Annotated in this window: 13 protein-coding genes and 1 tRNA gene; 5 read left to right on the forward strand and 9 right to left on the reverse strand. The window is 61.6% G+C overall.

What is annotated here, in order from left to right:
- Window positions 1–539: hypothetical protein (locus J3349_RS03710; RefSeq protein ID WP_207676472.1), on the reverse strand; the 539-nt coding region annotated here is incomplete at its 3' end.
- 314 nt (window positions 540–853) lie between these two features.
- On the opposite strand from J3349_RS03710, the gene J3349_RS03715 reads away from it, so the two are divergent.
- Both J3349_RS03715 and J3349_RS03720 read left to right on the forward strand, forming a co-directional pair.
- Window positions 854–928 (forward strand) — tRNA-Thr (locus J3349_RS03715).
- 172 nt (window positions 929–1,100) lie between these two features.
- Window positions 1,101–2,057 (forward strand): AEC family transporter, encoded by a 957-nt coding sequence (locus J3349_RS03720; protein WP_207676473.1) that lies wholly within the window; start codon window positions 1,101–1,103, stop codon window positions 2,055–2,057.
- A gap of 304 nt (window positions 2,058–2,361) precedes the next feature.
- Here J3349_RS03720 and J3349_RS03725 read toward each other — a convergent pair whose 3' ends face one another.
- From J3349_RS03725 to J3349_RS03735, 3 genes are all read right to left on the reverse strand, one after another.
- Window positions 2,362–3,336 carry a substrate-binding domain-containing protein gene (locus J3349_RS03725; protein ID WP_207676474.1) on the reverse strand — a complete coding sequence of 325 codons (975 nt, stop codon included), beginning with the start codon at window positions 3,334–3,336 and terminating at the stop codon, window positions 2,362–2,364.
- A 16-nt stretch (window positions 3,337–3,352) separates the two neighbouring features.
- Window positions 3,353–4,960, reverse strand: a complete 1,608-nt coding sequence (locus tag J3349_RS03730; protein WP_207676475.1) for a DUF5046 domain-containing protein — start codon at window positions 4,958–4,960, stop codon at window positions 3,353–3,355.
- Between the two features lie 114 nt (window positions 4,961–5,074).
- A complete protein-coding gene (locus tag J3349_RS03735; protein WP_207676476.1) occupies window positions 5,075–6,469 on the reverse strand; it encodes an MATE family efflux transporter in 1,395 nt (464 codons plus the stop codon).
- A 466-nt stretch (window positions 6,470–6,935) separates the two neighbouring features.
- On the opposite strand from J3349_RS03735, the gene J3349_RS03740 reads away from it, so the two are divergent.
- Window positions 6,936–7,682, forward strand: a complete 747-nt coding sequence (locus J3349_RS03740; protein ID WP_207676477.1) for an RICIN domain-containing protein — start codon at window positions 6,936–6,938, stop codon at window positions 7,680–7,682.
- Window positions 7,683–7,786: 104 nt separating this feature from the next.
- Here the strand turns inward: J3349_RS03740 and J3349_RS03745 are convergent, their stop codons facing one another.
- The 5 genes from J3349_RS03745 to J3349_RS03765 form a co-directional block, all read right to left on the reverse strand.
- The gene (locus J3349_RS03745) at window positions 7,787–9,406 is read right to left on the reverse strand and encodes a CTP synthase (RefSeq protein ID WP_207676478.1); all 1,620 of its coding nucleotides are present in this window, start codon (window positions 9,404–9,406) and stop codon (window positions 7,787–7,789) included.
- 86 nt (window positions 9,407–9,492) lie between these two features.
- Window positions 9,493–10,068 (reverse strand): ANTAR domain-containing protein, encoded by a 576-nt coding sequence (locus J3349_RS03750; RefSeq protein WP_207676479.1) that lies wholly within the window; start codon window positions 10,066–10,068, stop codon window positions 9,493–9,495.
- Window positions 10,069–10,099: 31 nt separating this feature from the next.
- Window positions 10,100–11,419, reverse strand: a complete 1,320-nt coding sequence (locus J3349_RS03755) for a glutamine synthetase family protein (RefSeq protein ID WP_207676480.1) — start codon at window positions 11,417–11,419, stop codon at window positions 10,100–10,102.
- 161 nt (window positions 11,420–11,580) lie between these two features.
- Window positions 11,581–13,668, reverse strand: a complete 2,088-nt coding sequence (locus J3349_RS03760; RefSeq protein WP_158398831.1) for a glutamine synthetase III — start codon at window positions 13,666–13,668, stop codon at window positions 11,581–11,583.
- A 249-nt stretch (window positions 13,669–13,917) separates the two neighbouring features.
- Window positions 13,918–15,147 carry a class I SAM-dependent rRNA methyltransferase gene (locus tag J3349_RS03765; protein ID WP_207676481.1) on the reverse strand — a complete coding sequence of 410 codons (1,230 nt, stop codon included), beginning with the start codon at window positions 15,145–15,147 and terminating at the stop codon, window positions 13,918–13,920.
- Window positions 15,148–15,285: 138 nt separating this feature from the next.
- Between J3349_RS03765 and J3349_RS03770 the strand changes: the two genes are divergently transcribed.
- Together J3349_RS03770 and J3349_RS03775 are read left to right on the forward strand one after the other, a co-directional pair.
- Complete coding sequence (locus J3349_RS03770; protein ID WP_207676482.1) at window positions 15,286–15,774, forward strand: CYTH domain-containing protein; 489 nt, start codon at window positions 15,286–15,288, stop codon at window positions 15,772–15,774.
- A gap of 118 nt (window positions 15,775–15,892) precedes the next feature.
- Complete coding sequence (locus tag J3349_RS03775; RefSeq protein ID WP_207676638.1) at window positions 15,893–16,462, forward strand: rhomboid family intramembrane serine protease; 570 nt, start codon at window positions 15,893–15,895, stop codon at window positions 16,460–16,462.
- The last annotated feature ends 332 nt before the right edge of the window (window positions 16,463–16,794 follow it).

Consider the following 16,794-nt stretch of genomic DNA (forward strand, 5'->3'; position numbering starts at 1 on the left):
GCCTCGCCGCCGGTGGTGCCGCCGGTCTGGTTCTCGTTTTCCTCGCCGCCGGTGGTGTCGCCGGTCTGGTTCTCGTTTTCCTCGTTGCCGGTGGTGTTGTTGGGCTGGTTCTTGTTTTCCTCGCCGCCGCCCTTGGTGTCGCCGAGGTAGACCATGTCATTGTTTTCGCTGTCTTCTGATGGGGGCGTGGCCGACATGGATTTGGCGGGAGATTTTGCGGGGGTGGTGCCTTCAGAAGAGCCGCCGCCGGGGGCGGGGGTATCCTCTGAGCGCTTGCCGCCCTTGATGACGATCTCGCCGTTGTCGAAAACATCTTGGCCGTCGCCTTGCTTGACCTTGGTGCCGCTTTCGTCTTTGGTGATGGTGATGTTACCATCGCCTATGTAATAGACATCCGCATACGCCGGTGCGGCCATGCCGGCCACCATTGCGGCTGTCAGCGCCAGCGCCGTCACCCGGTGAGACGCGGGTCGGGGGGGGGTCGGCACCCGCAGCGGATGCCCCAGAACGCGCATTGCAAGCTTGCGATAAGAAATCATAGAAACCTCCTCTGAAAAGTGTGAGTTTTGCACAGAAGCTCCCAACAAAGCGGCAGGAGCTTGTGGAAGAAGCATAAATGTTGAATCTGATTTATTCTACCACATTCCGGCCATAATGTGAACAAATCTGCGTGAATCGCCGTTTTTTGTGCGTGAATCGCCCCTCGGATGTCTTGAAACGCCCCGCAGATGTCTTGAAACGCCCTGACGACAGCGCTGCATGGGCCGACAGCGGGGCCGGGGGGCAGACAAAGATATTGACAAGCGGGGAGGTTTCTGGTATTCTACTAAAGTACCCTGTGCAAACGATACTCGCTGGTGTGGCGCAATGGCAGCGCAACTGATTTGTAATCAGTGGGTTGCAGGTTCAACTCCTGTCACCAGCTCCAAAAAGTCCTACGATATACCGCTGAAAGGCGGCGTGTGTCGTGGGGCTTTTGCTTTTATGTCTCCGACTGCATCGCCGCCATTCAGAAAAATCATGCCGCCCGGCGGGGCGCGGGTATTGAAATCGGCTCATCACGCGATTATAATTGGTTCAGCTAAGCAAAGAATGTCCAAATGAAAGGGGATACCATGCCCGAATTTTCCACCATGCTGGACCTGCAGGCGCAGATGATGCTTCTGCTGGCCATCGGCGTTTTTCTGGCAAAGAAAAAGCTCATCACCGACCAGGGCCGCGCCTGTCTGACCGACCTGCTGCTCTTCATCATCCTGCCTGCAAACATCATCCAGTCGTTCCGCATCGAGTTCAACGCGGAAATTTTCCGCAGTACCCGGGACATCCTCATCCTGTCGATTTTATTGCAGGTGCTCTACGGCGTCGTCTGCGCGGTGTGCTACAACCGCTACCCCTTCGCGCGGAAGGCCGTCATGCAGTACGGCACGGTCTGCTCCAACGCGGGCTTCCTCGGAAGCCCGCTGGCGGAGGGGCTCTTCGGCGGGGTAGGGCTGCTGCTGACGTCGTTCTACCTCATCCCCCAGCGCATCGTGATGTGGTCGGTGGGGGTGTCCTACTTCATGCAGGATGCCGCCCCCGCTACGCCCGAGGAAAAGAAAAAGCACCGCCTCGCAGTGCTCCGCAAGACCATCACCCACCCCTGCATCGCGTCGGTGTTCGTGGGCATGGTCATCATGCTGACCCAGTGGCAGCTGCCCACCTTCCTCGGCAAGGCCGTCCAGTGTACCAGCAACTGCAACATGACCATGTCGATGTTCCTCATCGGGGCCATCATCGGCAGCCGCGACCTTCACCCGCTGCTGGACAAGGACGCCATCATCTACTGCATCATCCGGCTCTTCCTGATGCCGCTGGTGGTGCTGGTGGGATGCCGCGCGGCCCATGTGGGCCAGCTGGCCACCGGCGTGGCCGTCGTTCTGGCCGGTATGCCGATGGGCGGCACCACCACCATCCTCGCCGAGAAGTACGGCGCAGACTCCACCTTCGCCAGCAAGTGTACGGCCATCTCCACGGTGCTGTCGCTCATCACGACGCCGCTGTGGTGTTTGGTGGTGTAATAAAAAGCAAGCGTCCTCGGAAAAAATCCCGGGGACGCTTTTGTATAATTGGCAGGCTGTCCTTTGTACAACCTCTCAGTCTGCTTCGCAGACAAGGCCGGGTTGCGGCTCCCAGCGTCTGCTGCGCTGCCGCTTGCATCCTGCTGGCCGCGGCCCCAACAGCGACTCCCTGTTTCCGCCGCTGGCGGCGGTCGTCGCCGTTGCCCCTAGTAGGGGAGCCTCTGGCGAAGAGGCGAAGCTTCACGAAATGCCAAGGCCTCCCCTCGGTAGGGGAGGTGGCATCGCGCAGCGATGACGGAGAGGTTTAATCCACTGCTACATACCCCGCCTTCTCGATGCACCTGCGTCCCTCGTCGGTATCCAGCCAGTCGTAGACCTTCCGCTGGGGGCTGTCGGGGGCGGCGTCCGCGTGGACGACTGCGTAGAACTCGTTGCAGAGCGGGTAGCTCTCATCGGCGATGGTGTCATTGCCGGGGGTCATGCCGTCCACGGCCAGCAGACGGAGGCCGGGCTTCGAGTACATCTGGTCGATGTAGTAGTAGACCGAAAAGCCAATGGCGTTGGCGGAGTTGTTGTACTCGGCGATGCTGTCCACGAGGCCGCCCATGTCGGCGGGGGCAAGCTCGGTGGGCGCGGCCATCAGCTGGCCGTCGCCCTTGTCGATGAGCAGCTTTTTGAAGAGGGTCTGACTGCCTGAGTCCACGCCCCGCTGGAACGCCACGATGGGGGAGTCCGCGCCGCCCACGTCTTTCCAGTTGGTGATGCGGCCCGCATAAATATCCCGCAGCTGCTGCTGGGTCAGGCTCTGGACGGGATTCTCTTCGTTGACGATGAACACCAGCGCGTCCCGGCCGATGGCTTTCTGCTCAAGCTTTGCGTCGGCCTCGGCCAGCTCTTCCTTGACGTACTCGGGGGCCTCGTAGACGATGAGCAGCTGTGCGCCGTAGTCCTCGCTGTCGCTGCGGGACCAGAGGCCGAAGTTCTCCCAGGCATAGGCCGTGGTGCTGACGGTGATGCTGGTCTGGGCCTCGAGAAGGTCCATGCCGGTGACATCGGCCTTCATCTGGGCCATCAGGGGGATGCAGGCCGTGGAGCCGTCGAGGCGGGGGAACTCGTCCTCGGTCAGGAAGGGGACGGGCGTGTCCGCATCGGGGACAGACGCCGCCGGAGAGTCGGCGGGGGAGTCCGCCGTGCCGGTATTGCAGGCAGTGAGCATCGCCGCCCCGAAGCCGAGGCCCATCACCCGCAGGAAGCTGCGGCGGGAAATCATCTCTTTCATATCAAAAACCTCCGTGTCAGTACAGGTAGCCCCCGCCAGCGTCGTCGCTGGGGGAGGAGAAGATGCTTTCGCGGTAGAGCCACTGGCCGGTGGAGTCCATCAGGCCGTAGTCGAAGCCCTGCCGCGCGATAAAGCAGTCGTCGGGCAGGTCGTCCGGGATGTAGCAGCTGCCGAGGCGGCGGAGAAGCACATTGCCCTCCATGTCCAGCACGTCGGAAAGGTTCGACGAGTCGCTGTTGTCCCGGTGGGCCGTGAGCAGAGGGCCGTTGGCGGTGTTGGTGAGGTAGGAAGCGTAGGTGTACTGCTGGGCCTCACCGGCGGACGACCAAAGCAGACCCTCTCCGCCATAGGTCTGGATGGCGAGGATGTCGTAGTTTTCGTCGTTGTACTGCAGCAGGGCGTAGCCGTCGGGCAGGGCCGTCACGCTGATGTACTGTGCTTCTTCAACGGGCGCTGCCTCCACGTCGGTCAGCAGCGCACCGGTGGTGCCGTCGTAGACTTTGAGGATGTTGTCCGTCGTCAGCACAGCGACGTTGCCGGAGCGGTAGTCGGTGTCGTACCGCTGGACGGCGGTCTTTTCGCCGCTGTCGAGATCGATGAGGGTGTAGGGGCTGTCCGGGTCATCGCTGCCGGAGAGGACGACGCAGCCGGGGGTGTAAGTGTTCACGGCCCGGTCGAAGCGGCCCAGCTCCACGGCCTCGCCACCGTTCAAATCGTAGAGGATGGAGCGGCTGTCCTGACGGCTCTGGAGGCAGGCGACGCCAACGCCGCAGGCAGAGACGGCGCTGTCGTCTTCGCCGGTGAGCAGTTCGCCGGTGGTGACGTTGTAGAGGGCTTCGCGGGCGATGCCCCAGTCTGCGCCGCGGAACCAGCTCAAATCGAGCCAGTCGGCAAAGCCGCCGCAGTACGATGCGAGGGAGCTGGCTGTGCAGCCGTCCTCCCGCATCAGCACATTGCCCTCCCGGTCGGTGACGAGGACGTATTGGTGGAGCGGCTGGTCGGGGTCGTCGTAGGCGTAAGTAAGGCCCTCGGGCAGGTCGTAGCAGTTGAAGACGAGGCGCTGGCCGCCCTCGTCCACCACGAGACAGTCGAGCGCTGTTTCGGGTACGGGAAGCTGGGCGCCTGTGGCGAGGTCGTACACCCGAGTGCCGCCGGTGGTGCCGTTCTCGAAAGCCCAGACGTCGGCGTCATCCCGCAGGATGAGCAGCCCGCCCGAGAGGGTGGCGTTCACGGCGTAGGGAAAGTTCATGACGGCATTGCCGTCGGCGTCGTAAAGGGTGGAAGTGCGCTCCTCCGTGCCGGGGGTGGAGTGGGCCACGAGGTAGTGGCCCGTCTCGCCGGTGAGGGTGTCCTTCAGCAGCTGGATGCTGTCGGAGCTGCTGGCTTTGTAGAGCACCCTGCCGCCCCGGAGGATGGTGCCGCCGCCGTTCCCGGCGTAAGAATAGAGGTAGTGGAGCGAGTCATCGCTGAGCCATGCGTCGCTGTAATACTGCGGAGCCTGCGAGGACGCCGTCCCCTCGTGCCGGGGCGACGCCGCAGGCAGCAGCGAACAGCTCGTCAGCAGCCCGCCCGCCAGCACGAGGCAGGCGGCGCGGCGGCTGAGTCGAAGCAGAGTGGTCTTCATAGAAACACCTCACAGTCTCCCAGAATTTGACTTTCCCATCTATAGTATATACGAAAGACCCGGACATTTCATTGCAGAAATGTGACCGGGCCTGGTTACAGTTTTATGACAAGCTTATTCTTCGTCTCCCTGTTCCTTCAATTCCTTCAGGAAGGGCAGCAGGAAAGGCACCGAGATGCAGAAGGTGAGGCCATCAGCGATGGGCTGACACAGCTCGATGCCGCTCAGGCCCCAGATGCGGGGCAGGGTGAGGATGAGCGGGATGAAGCAGACGCCCTGACGGCAGCAGGCGAGGAAGGTGGCCCGGCCCGACTTGCCGATGGACTGGAACATCATATTCGTCACGATGATGACGGGCTGTAAGAACATGGCGACGCACTGATACCGCAGGGCGGGCAGAGCCACGGCGGTGACCTCGGGGTCATCGCGGAAGAGGCGGATGAGGGGCTCGGCGTTGAACCAGCAGAGGGAGTTGAGCACCGCCATAAAGACGAAAGCCGTCGAGATGGTGAAGATGGCCGCTTTCCGCACCCGGGCAAAGCGGCGGGCGCCGTAGTTGAAGGCCGCTACAGGCTGCAGGCCCTGTCCGACGCCGATAGCCACCGACAGCACGAACTGGAAGATGCGGGACACGATGCTCATGCCGGCCACGGCAGCGTCGCCGTAGTTGCGGGCGGCGACGTTCAGCAGCATGCTGCCGATGCTGTTCAGGCCCTGACGGCCGAAGCTGGGCGCACCGTTGAAGAAGATCTGCCCGAAGTCCCGGGCGCTGCGGGTGACCTGGGTGATGCGGAATCGGCTGACGGTCTTGCCGCGCAGGAACATGGAAAGCAGGATGCAGAAGCTGATGCTCTGGCTCAGGGCGGTGGCCGTGCCTGCGCCGCCGGTCCCCATGCCGAGGCCGAAGATGAAGACGGGGTCCAGCACGATGTTGAGCACACCGCCGGTGACGAGGCCGATCATGGCGAAGCTGGCCTTGCCCTCGTAGCGGAGGATGTTGTTCATCACGAGGCTCGACATCATGAGCGGGGCCGCGATGAGGATGGGCCGCGCGTAGGCGCAGGCGTGGGGCAGGATGGTGTCGGTGCTGCCCAGCAGCATCATGAAGTCGGGCAGGGCAGCGAGACCGAGAACGGCCAGCACTGCGCCGAAGGTCAGCGCCGTGAAGAAGCTGGTGGAGGCGAACTTTGTGGCCGCATGGGTGTCCTGACTGCCGAGGCTGCGGCTGATGATGCCGCCCGCGCCGTGGCCCAGCATGAAGCCGAGGGCCTGAATGATGGCCATCAGGCTCGACACGACGCCCACCGCGCCTGATGCGCTGGTGGACAGCTGGCCCACAAAGAAGGTGTCGGCCAGATTGTAGATGCTGGTGATGAGCATACTCAGGATGGTGGGGGCCGCGAGGCCGAGAATGAGCTTCGGCACGGGGGTCTGGGTCATTTTCTCGAACTGGAGCCTGCTGCGCTCCAGCTCGGCGGCGTCGGATGCGGTGCGGGGGGAAGACGGCATGAAGTGATACCTCACTTTCGGAAATCAAAGAAAATACCGCTCTTTGTGCAAAGAACGGGTAAAATGCAGATATATAATAAGTATAGCGCAGATCGGGGGAAATGTCGAGACAGCAGTGCGGGCAGGCACGGTGGAAGCTTTCTCCTCAGATACGGTGACCGGGTTGCGGCTCCCAGCGTCTGCCGCGCTGTCGCTTGCATCCTGCTGGCCGCGGCCCCAACAGCTCCTCCCTGTTTCCGCCGCTGGCGGCGGTCGTCGCCGTTGCCTCAAAAAGTTAGGGTATTGAGTGCAAAAGCTGGAGAAAATGGAATGCCTTTTGGCAAATTTGCCAAAGAAAGGTCGAATTGCTTGTAGAAAATCACGTCAAGTGGTATAATTTACGGAAAGAAACAAAAGCGCGAAGACAAAAAACAGCGCAGAGAAGAGTTCCGGGGAGATCCTGCCCCGGGATACGGAGGGAAATCTTATGAAATCTGTGGCACAGACTATCATTGAAGCAGACCGCTTCTACACCATCGCCGCCAAGACCGGCAGCGTCATTCAGGCTGTGGAGAGCGTCAAGGACGGCGGCAACATCCGTCTGGGCAAGTACGAGCGCAAGCCCGAGCAGGAGTGGGCTTTCGTCCGCGAGGGCGACGGCGTTTACCGTATCCGCAACCGCGCTTCCGGCAAGCTCATCGACCTGATGATGACCGGCACCGCAAACGGCACCTGGCTCCACCTGTGGGAGGACGTGGGCGGCACTTCCCAGATGTGGAAGATGGAGCCCACCCCGGCCGGCACCGTCCGCCTGCGCTCCATGTGGGCTGCCGGCAAGTGCATCGACACTGTGGGCATGGGTACTGCAGACGGCGCTGTGCTCCAGATCTGGCAGGAGACTGCCGGCGAGGACCAGCTGTGGACCATCTCCGAGGTGAAGGACCGCGCAAAGCACGCCCCCAAGGCGGAGGAAAAGCCCGCTGAGGTCAAGGCTGAGGCCGCTGCTCCCGCCGAGGAAAAGCCAGTTGAGGAAAAGGCTGCACCTGCTGTGAAGAAGACCACCAGAAAGCCTGCGGCAAAGAAGACCGCCGCCAAGACTGCTGCGAAGTCCGCTGCGGCAAAGGCTGAAGCCGCACCCGCCAAGGCCGAGGAAAAGCCCGCCGAGGCCGCTCCTGCTGCAAAGCCTGCCCGTAAGACCGCCACTCGTAAGAAGACCACGAAGGCCAGCAAGTAAGCACGGCTACATAGCATCATAGCAAAAAGAGCACCCGCTCTCCACAGTGATGTGGAAAGCGGGTGCTCTTGGGTTTAGGGTCAGGTTTGCCTTCGTACAACCTCTCAGTGCCCCATCTTGCCCTTCTTGAACTTCAGCGCCGCTGCGATAAAGCCCTTGAACAGGGGATGTGCGCGGTTGGGGCGGCTCTTGAACTCGGGGTGGAACTGTGCGCCGAGGTGGAAGTCACGGCCCGGCAGCTCCACGGTCTCCACGAGGCGGCCATCGGGGCTGGTGCCGGAGATGACCAGACCGGCGTCCTGCATCTCCTGACGGTAGTCGTTGTTGAACTCGTAGCGGTGGCGGTGGCGCTCCCAGATCTCGCTCTGGCCGTAGCACTCGGCCATCTTGGTGCCGGGCAGGACGGTGCAGGGATACTTGCCCAGACGCATGGTGCCGCCCTTGGGGATGTTGCCCTGCTGGTCGGCCATCAGGTCGATGACGTTGTGATGACCCTCGGGGGTGAACTCGCTGGAGTTGGCGTCAGCGTAGCCAAGAACATGGCGGGCGAACTCCATGACCATGATCTGCATACCGAGGCAGATGCCGAAGTAGGGAACATTATTCTCGCGGGCGTACTGTGCAGCCTGTATCATGCCTTCGATGCCGCGGTCGCCGAAGCCGCCGGGGACGATGATGCCGTCCACGTCCGCAAAGGCTTCCTTGCAGGCTGCCTGGTCGGGCAGGTCCTCGCTCTCGACCCACTTGATCTCCACCTGACTGTCGTTCTCGAAGCCGGCGTGGTAGAGGCTTTCCATGACGGACAGATAGGCGTCATGCAGCTTGACGTACTTGCCCACGAGGGCGATGGTGCAGGTCTTGCTGCGGGTGGCGATCCGGGCCAGCATCTCTTTCCACTCGGTGAGGTCGGCGGGGGGAACATCCAGATGCAGCTGCTTGACCACCACGTCGTCGAGGCCGCCGGTGTGGAGCATCAGCGGACACTGGTAGAGGCTGGGCATGGTCAGGTTCTCGATGACGCACTCCGGCTTGACGTTGCAGAAGGTGCTGATCTTCCGGCGGATGTCGCTGCCCACGCTGCCGTCGGCGCGCAGGATGATGATGTCGGGGCTGACGCCCATGCCCTGCAGCTCCTTGACGGAGTGCTGTGCGGGTTTGGACTTGTACTCATCGGAGCCGGAGATGTAAGGCACCAGCACCACATGGATGAAGCAGCAGTTCTCCTTGCCCTGCTCGAGACCCACCTGACGGATGGCCTCGAGGAAGGGCTGGCTCTCGATGTCGCCGGTGGTGCCGCCGATCTCGGTAATGACCACATCGGCCTCGGTGGAAGAGGCCAGATTGTAGATATAGCTCTTGATCTCGTTGGTGATGTGGGGGATGATCTGAACGGTCTGGCCGAGGTAAGCGCCCTGACGCTCCTTGTTCAGCACGTTCCAGTAGACCTTGCCGGTGGTGAGGTTCGAATACTTATTCAGATTCTCGTCGATAAAGCGCTCGTAATGGCCCAGGTCCAGGTCGGTCTCGGTACCGTCGTCGGTGACGAAGACCTCGCCGTGCTGCAGGGGGCTCATGGTACCCGGGTCCACGTTCACGTAGGGGTCCAGCTTCTGGCTGGCCACCTTGAGGCCGCGGCACTTCAGCAGTCGGCCCAGAGAGGCGGCGGTGATGCCTTTGCCCAGACCGGAGACGACGCCGCCGGTCACGAAAATAAACTTTGCCATAATGGTTCTCCTCTAATTTACAGATATTCTTTTCCGTGAATATCACGATAAGCAAATATTTTCCCTCAGTGGGGGCGCAATACGAATTATTGCGCGGGGTCGTAGGAGTCCAGTATCTCCTGCGCGACCTCGGCGCGGTCGCGCCGGGTGTCCATCGCTTTTTTCTCGATGTAGCGGTGCGCCTCGGCCTCGGTCATATGGCCCAGCTCGATGAGGCAGCACTTGGCGCGGCTCACCAGCCGCACCTGCGCCAGCTTTTCCTGCATCCGCTGATTCTCCTGCCGCAAAAGCAGGAGGCGGTGGTTGCTGGCGGCGGCCATGTGGATGGCCTGCAAAAAGAAGGTGTTGGAGAAGGGCTTTGTGACCAGCAGAACACCTTCTTCGCTCAGCGGGGTCAGAAGCTGCTCGGCGGCTGCGGCCTTGGCCAGAAATATCACACCGGCATCCGTTTTCTCCACGGCGTCGGCGCACAGCTCGTGGCCGAACTCATCCGGCAGCGGCGAGTTGACCACGATGAGCTCAAAGCCGGATTCCAGCATCCTCCGCCGCGCCTCCGCCGCACTTGGTACGATGATAGGCCGCGCATAGCCCAGCTCCGTCAGGCGTGCGGAGATATATTCGTTGGAGCTTGCGCCCGCGCTTACGATCAGGGCACGTCCCATTCGGCTCACTCCTTTCCTATGTCATTCTGCATCAGATGGCATTGAAGTAGTGGACGCGCTCATATTCGGCGGGGTCGGAGGCGTTCTTGAGCGCCTCGCAGCGGCGCAGAGCCTCGGCATAGTAGCGGCGGCTCAGCTCGTCGGGCAGGAATTTGTGAAGGAACTCGCTGTTCTGGGCCACCTCGACGGCCTCTTCCAGCGAGGCGGGCAGGGTCTCGAGGCCGAGACCGGCGGCTTCGCCCGGGATGAAGAGGTTGCGGTTAACAGGGGCAGACAGCTCCATCCGGTTCTCGATGCCGTCGAGGCCTGCTGCCAGCACGAGGCCGATGGCGAGGTAGGGGTTGCAGGCGGGGTCGGGGCTGCGCAGCTCCATGCGGCAGTTGTCGCCCTTCACCTGCGGGATGCGGACCAGCTGGCTGCGGTTCTGGCGGCTCCAGCTCACGTAGCGGGGAGCCTCGTCGCAGCCGAAGCGGAGGTAGCTGTTGGGCAGGGGATTCGTGAAGGCCGTCAGCTCCCGGCTGTGGCGGAGGATGCCCGCCATGAAGCTGCCGGGGATGCTGTCGGGGGCGATGTCGCCCTCAAAGAGGTTCTTGCCGTCCATGGTCAGCGAGAGGTTGATGTGGAGGCCGCTGCCGGCCTGGTCGGGCAGCGGCTTCGGCAGGAAGCTGGAGTGGAAGCCGTTGCTGGCCGCCACGGCCCGGACGATCTGCTTGAACAGGAAGATGTTGTCGGCGGTCTTGAGGGGGCCGGCGTAGTGGAAGTCAATTTCATTCTGGCCGTGGCCGTTCTCGTGGTGGCTGTGCTGGGGGGCGAGGCCCATCTGCTCCATGGTCAGGCAGATGTCCCGGCGGATGTTCTCGCCGGCGTCCAACGGCGCTACGTCGAAATAGCCGCCTGCGTCGATGGGGATGCGGGTGGGACGGCCCCGGTCGTCGTTCTCGAAGAGATAAAACTCACACTCGGTGCCGACGTTGCAGCGCAGGCCCAGCTGCTTGAACCGGCGGTTGATGTCCCGCAGGAAGCCGCGGCAGTTGCCGCCGAAGGGGGTGTTGTCCGGCTTTTCCACGTCGCAGAAGAACTGCATCACCCGGCCCTCAGCCGTGCGCCAGGGCAGGATGGTCATGGTGGACAGGTCGGGCCGGAGGAGCAGGTCGCTCTCCTCCACGTGCATGAAGCCTGCGATGGCGCTGCCGTCGAAGCAGACGCCATCTTCCAGCGCCTTGGGAAGGTCGCTTGCCAGCACGGCGATGTTCTTCTGGAAGCCGAAGATGTCACAGAACGCGAAGCGGACAAATTTTACGTTGTTGTCCTCGACGAAATCGAGGATGTCCTGCTGTGTCGTATAACTCATAGGTGTGTGTCCTCTGAAAAGTATGTCTTCTTAAAAAACGCCCAAAGGCCTGCCTCTGTACAGAGGCAGGTCTTCAGGCTGGTGTAAGAAATAGGAAAAGGAGAATGGCTCAGATAAGCGCCTCAGCCTGTGGTGCTTTATTCTACGCTGGTATGTGAAGATCAGACGTAGTAGAGCATCTTGCTGTAGCTGGGCAGAGGCCAGTAGTCCTCGCCGCAGATGGTCTCGGCGTCGTCGGCGGCGGCGCGGAGGGCGTCCATCTTGGGCAGAACGTCGTCGTGGAAGGCGACGGCCTTTGCGCTCTCGTCGGAGAGGGCCTTTGCGGCATCGACGGCGGCCTGCAGCTCGTCCACAGCGTCGCTCATGGCGTCGGCGTCGGCGGACAGGCGGGTCAGTGCCTTCGTCTCGCTGCGGACGCTCAGGCTCTCGCTGACGGCCAGCTTGGAGGCGGCGGTGTTGGCGACCTCACTCATGTAGGCGTTGACGGCGGGCAGCAGCTGCTTGCGGGCCATCTCCAGCATGGTCAGGGCCTCGATGTTGATGATCTTGGAGTAGTGCTCCATCTCAACTTCGTAGCGGCTCTCCATCTCGACCTTGGTCAGGACACCGAAGTCCTCCATCAGGGCGATGTTCTTCGGCTCGATGAGGGCGGGCAGAGCGGCGGGTGTGTTCTTCTTGTTGGGCAGACCGCGCTTTGCTGCTTCCTCTTCCCACTCGGCAGTGTAGCCGTTGCCGTTGAAGATGACGCGGCGATGGTCGCGGATGGTGCGCTTGACGAGGGCGATGGCGGCGCTGGTGAAGTCGTCGGCCTTCTCCAGCTCGTCAGCGTAGCCCTTCAGCTCCTTGGCGACGGCGGTGTTCAGGATGGTGTTGCAGTCGCTCAGGTTCTCGGCGGAGCCGGGCATACGGAACTCAAACTTGTTGCCGGTGAAGGCAAAGGGAGAAGTACGGTTGCGGTCGGTGGTGTCCTTGCTGAACTTGGGCAGGACATCGACGCCGAGGTCCATCTTCATCTTGACGGGGCCGGCGTAGGGAGAATCGGAAGCGATGGCGTCGATGACGGCTTCCAGCTCTTCGCCCACGAAGATGGAGATGATGGCCGGAGGTGCCTCGTTAGCGCCCAGACGGTGGTCGTTGCCGGGGGTGGCGACGGAGGTACGGAGCAGGTCGGCGTACTCATCGACAGCCTTGATGACGGCGGCCAGGAAGACCAGGAACTGCAGGTTCTCCATGGGGGTGTCGCCCGGGTCCAGCAGGTTCTCGTGGGTGGTGGACATGGACCAGTTGTTGTGCTTGCCGCTGCCGTTGACGCCCTCGAAAGGCTTCTCGTGCTGCAGGCAGACCAGACCGTACTTGGGGGCCAGCTTCTTCATCATCTCCATCGTCAGCAGGTTGTGGTCGATGGCGACGTTGGTGGTGTCAAAGATGGGGGCCAGCTCATGCTGGCAGGGAGCTACTTCGTTGTGCTTGGTCTTGGCGGGGACGCCCAGCTTCCACAGCTCTTCGTCCAGCTCCTTCATGAAAGCGGAGACCTCGGGGCGGATGACGCCGAAGTAGTGCTCTTCCAGCTCCTGACCCTTGGCGGACGGTGCGCCGAAGAGGGTGCGGCCGGTGAGGATGAGGTCCTGACGGGCCTCGTAGTCTTCCTTTTTAATAAGGAAGTATTCCTGCTCAGGGCCGACGGTGGTGGAGACGTAATCCACGTCCTTGCCGAAGAGCTTCAGGACGCGGATGGCCTGATTGGACAGCGCGTTCATGGAGCGCAGCAGGGGAGTCTTCTTGTCCAGCGCCTCGCCGGTGTAGCTGACGAATGCAGTGGGGATGCAGAGAACGTCGTCCTTCACAAAAGCGAAGCTGGTGGGGTCCCATGCGGTGTAGCCGCGGGCCTCACAGGTGGCGCGCAGGCCGCCGGAGGGGAAGGAAGAGGCGTCGGGCTCGCCGCGCACCAGCTCCTTGCCGTTGAACTCCATGATGGCGGTGCCGTCGCCCACGGGGGAGACGAAGCCATCATGCTTCTCGCTGGTAATGCCGGTCAGCGGCTGGAACCAGTGGGTGTAGTGGGTGGCACCCAGCTCCATAGCCCAGCGCTTCATGACGCTGGCCACGACGTTTGCCACCTCGATATCCAGAGGTGCGCCCTTGTGCAGGGTCTTCTCGAGGCTCTTGTAGGTAGCGCTGGGAAGGCGCTCCTTCATGACGTGCTCGTTGAACACCTTGCTGCCGTAGATCTCCATAACATTTGCTGCCATAAATCCTACTCCTTACTTGAATTGAAATACTTCAGCTGGTCGCGGATTTTCACGCGGAAAGAGGCGGGCTCTCCCGCGAAGTATCGGGTTAAACGAAACGACGCTGCGAGTCAGGAGGTGACTCACAGCGTCGTTGCTGTCTATGCGATGATTATAGCCGAACGGGGCGAAAAACGCAATAGACAGATTTGACGATTCTGCACAAACTGACTCCCGATTTTTTGGAGTATTGCGCGGATGGTATGACTATTAGATGACCTGAAACAGGAAAAACTTCAGATAGTTCGTCTCCGGCACGCCCCAGAGGATGGGGTGGTCGGGGGCCTGCTGGCGCACTTCGATTTGGCGCAGCTGGCGGTGAGCGTCCTTTGCGGCGGAGCGCAGCATCTTGATGAACAGCTCCTCGGTGGCAAAATGAGAGCAGCTTGCCGTGGCGAGGTAGCCGCCCCGGGGCAGGAGCTTCATGGCCCGGTAGTTGATCTCCTTGTAGCCCCGCATGGCGTTTTCCACCGTGCGGCGGGCTTTGGTGAAAGCAGGCGGGTCGAGGATGATGAAATCGTAGGGATGGCCTTCTTTTTCGAGGCGGGGCAGAAGTTCGAAGGTATCCTCGCAGAGGAAGTCCATGTTGGTCAGGCCGTTGCGCTCCGCGTTCCGCTGGGCCATGGCGATGGCGTCGGCGCTGATGTCCGCTGCCGTGACCCGGGCTGCGCCGCCGCTGGCTGCGTTGAGGGCAAAGCTGCCGGTGTGGGTGAAGCAGTCCAGCACGGTGTGGCCGGCGGCGAGGCGGGCGACCGCCCGGCGGTTGTACTTCTGGTCGAGGAAGAAGCCGGTCTTCTGGCCGTTCTCGAAATCGACGTGGTAGTAGACGCCGTTCTCGCAGATCTCGGTCTGGGTGGAGGCGGGGTAGTTTTCACCCGGCAGCTCGAACCAGCCCTTGCTCTGCTCGAGGCCCTCTTTGGCACGCAGGGCCTCGTCGTTCCGCTCGTAGATGCCGTCGATGGTCTGGCCGTCGGCCCGCAGGACTTCGGCGAGGAGGGGGAAGAGGACAGGCTTCAGCTTCTCCATGCCGACGCTGAGGGTCTGGGTGACGAGGATGTTGTTGAAGCGGTCCACGGTCAGGCCGGGGAACTGGTCGGCCTCGCCGAAGATGACCCGGCAGGCCGAGAGGTCGGCAGGCTCGAGGACGGTCTTGCGGTAGGCCCAGGCGTACTCGACGCGGCGGCGCCAGAAGCTGGCGTCGAAGGTGTCGTTGGCGTTGCGGGAGATGAGGCGGACGCGGATCTTGCTCTTGAGAGAGACGAAGCCGGTGCCGAGGTAAGCGCCCTTCGGGCTCACCACGTCGGCGAGGGTTCCGTTCTCAGGCTCTGTCTCCGGGAACTCGAGGATGTCGTTCTCGTACACCCACGGATGCCCGCCCACGAGGCTGGCCTCGGCTTTTTTGTTTACTTTATAAATAGGATAGCTGCGTTCTGATTTCATGGTTGCTCCTTAATAATTGAGGATGAACCTCTCCGTCAGCGCTGACGGAGAGGTTGTCCTTTGGCTAACTCACCATTTATAATACCATAAAAATATGTTAGAATAAATACAAAAACCACCGAAAGGAAGGAAAACATCATGGAGATCGAGCGCAAGTGGATGGTGAACGGCTGGCCGGAGGGCCTGCCGCTGAAAGAGGAGTTTGCCATGCGGCAGGGCTACATCAGCGTGCGGCCCACCGTCCGCATCCGGGAAGAGGCCCTGACGGGCGGCAAGACCCACTACGTCCTCTGCTTCAAGTCGGGCAGCGGGCTGGCGAGGGAAGAAATCGAGCGGGACATCGACCCTGCGCTTTTCAATGACCTCGAGACGAAGATCATCGGCAGGCCCCTTATCCCGAAGCTCCGCCGCAGCTACCTGCTGCCGGACGGTGCGGTGCTGGAAGTGAATCATGTGGATGAGGGCCAGCCGACGGAGTTCTGGTACGCCGAGGTGGAGTACCCCACGGTAGAGGCAGCCCGCAGCTGGCAGCCTGCCGCCGTGGGCCTCGCGGACTACCTGAACGACGAAGTCACCGACCAGCCCGGCCAGAGCATGGGGGCCTATTGGGAGCAGACCCGGGGTTGAACCGACGAAAGTTGTGGAAAAACCTTGAAGATTATGATATGATGGTCGTATCACTCATACTGCGGCCCCGGACGGGCCGGGAAAGAAGGAAACAACTACGAAACGACCCAAATTCACGCTGTCTGTGCAGTACAATTCGCCGGTCATCCTGACATTTTTCCTCCTCTCACTGGGGGTGCTGTTCCTGGGCCAGTACACCGGCGGCTGGACGACCACCCATCTGTTCAGCGTTTACCGTTCCTCGCTGAAAGACCCGCTGTTTTACATCCGGCTCTTCGGCCATGTGCTGGGCCACGGCAGCTGGGACCATTTCCTGAATAATATGCTGCTTCTCCTCGTCGTCGGCCCGCCGATGGAAGAAAAGTACGGCAGCCTGCCCCTGCTCAAAGGCATCCTGCTCACGGCCCTCATCTCAGGCATTCTGCAGTGTGCGTTGTTCCCCCGCACGGCGCTGCTGGGCGCGTCGGGCATCGTCTTCATGCTCATCATGCTGGCATCCCTGTCCGGCTTCTCGGGCGGCATCCCCGTCACCATGCTGCTGGTGGCGGCGCTCTATCTGGGCCAGCAGGTCTATGACATCATCTTTGTGCGGGACAACGTGGCCAACTTCATGCACATCGTCGGCGGCGTCTGTGGCACAGTGTTCGGCTACGTCAATGCGGGGCCGCGGCGAAAGAGAAGGAAATAAACCTCTCAGTCTCGCTATCGCTCGACAGCTCCCCTATCGAGGGGAGCCTCTGGCGAAGAGATAAAGCTTTCCGAAATGCCAAAGCCTCCCCTCGTTAGGAGCAACAACGACGACCGCCGCCAGTGGCGGAAACAGGGAGTCGCTGTTGGGGCCGCGGCCAGCAAGACGCAAGCAAAGCGCTGCGGATGCTGGGTGCCGCAACCCGGGCAGTGGCACGGCGTCAGCCGTGACGGAGAGGTTAAAAGGCAAGCTGCGCCTTGGCTAAGAACAATCAAATTTTATCATTCGCGCGGTTTTGTCGCTTGCTTTTTGATGGGCAGCGCTCTATTATA

The sequence above is a fragment of the Faecalibacterium sp. Marseille-P9590 genome, assembly GCF_017377665.1.
Classification (GTDB): Bacteria; Bacillota; Clostridia; order Oscillospirales; family Ruminococcaceae; genus Faecalibacterium.

Excerpts from the sequence above, each read along its gene's own strand:
- J3349_RS03720 (WP_207676473.1), top strand. The coding sequence starts at position 1,101 with ATGAAAGGGGATACCATGCCCGAATTTTCCACCATGCTGGACCTGCAG.
- J3349_RS03725 (WP_207676474.1), bottom strand. The coding sequence starts at position 3,336 with ATGAAAGAGATGATTTCCCGCCGCAGCTTCCTGCGGGTGATGGGCCTC.
- J3349_RS03730 (WP_207676475.1), bottom strand. The coding sequence starts at position 4,960 with ATGAAGACCACTCTGCTTCGACTCAGCCGCCGCGCCGCCTGCCTCGTG.
- J3349_RS03735 (WP_207676476.1), bottom strand. The coding sequence starts at position 6,469 with ATGCCGTCTTCCCCCCGCACCGCATCCGACGCCGCCGAGCTGGAGCGC.
- J3349_RS03740 (WP_207676477.1), top strand. The coding sequence starts at position 6,936 with ATGAAATCTGTGGCACAGACTATCATTGAAGCAGACCGCTTCTACACC.
- J3349_RS03745 (WP_207676478.1), bottom strand. The coding sequence starts at position 9,406 with ATGGCAAAGTTTATTTTCGTGACCGGCGGCGTCGTCTCCGGTCTGGGC.
- J3349_RS03750 (WP_207676479.1), bottom strand. The coding sequence starts at position 10,068 with ATGGGACGTGCCCTGATCGTAAGCGCGGGCGCAAGCTCCAACGAATAT.
- J3349_RS03755 (WP_207676480.1), bottom strand. The coding sequence starts at position 11,419 with ATGAGTTATACGACACAGCAGGACATCCTCGATTTCGTCGAGGACAAC.
- J3349_RS03760 (WP_158398831.1), bottom strand. The coding sequence starts at position 13,668 with ATGGCAGCAAATGTTATGGAGATCTACGGCAGCAAGGTGTTCAACGAG.
- J3349_RS03765 (WP_207676481.1), bottom strand. The coding sequence starts at position 15,147 with ATGAAATCAGAACGCAGCTATCCTATTTATAAAGTAAACAAAAAAGCC.
- J3349_RS03770 (WP_207676482.1), top strand. The coding sequence starts at position 15,286 with ATGGAGATCGAGCGCAAGTGGATGGTGAACGGCTGGCCGGAGGGCCTG.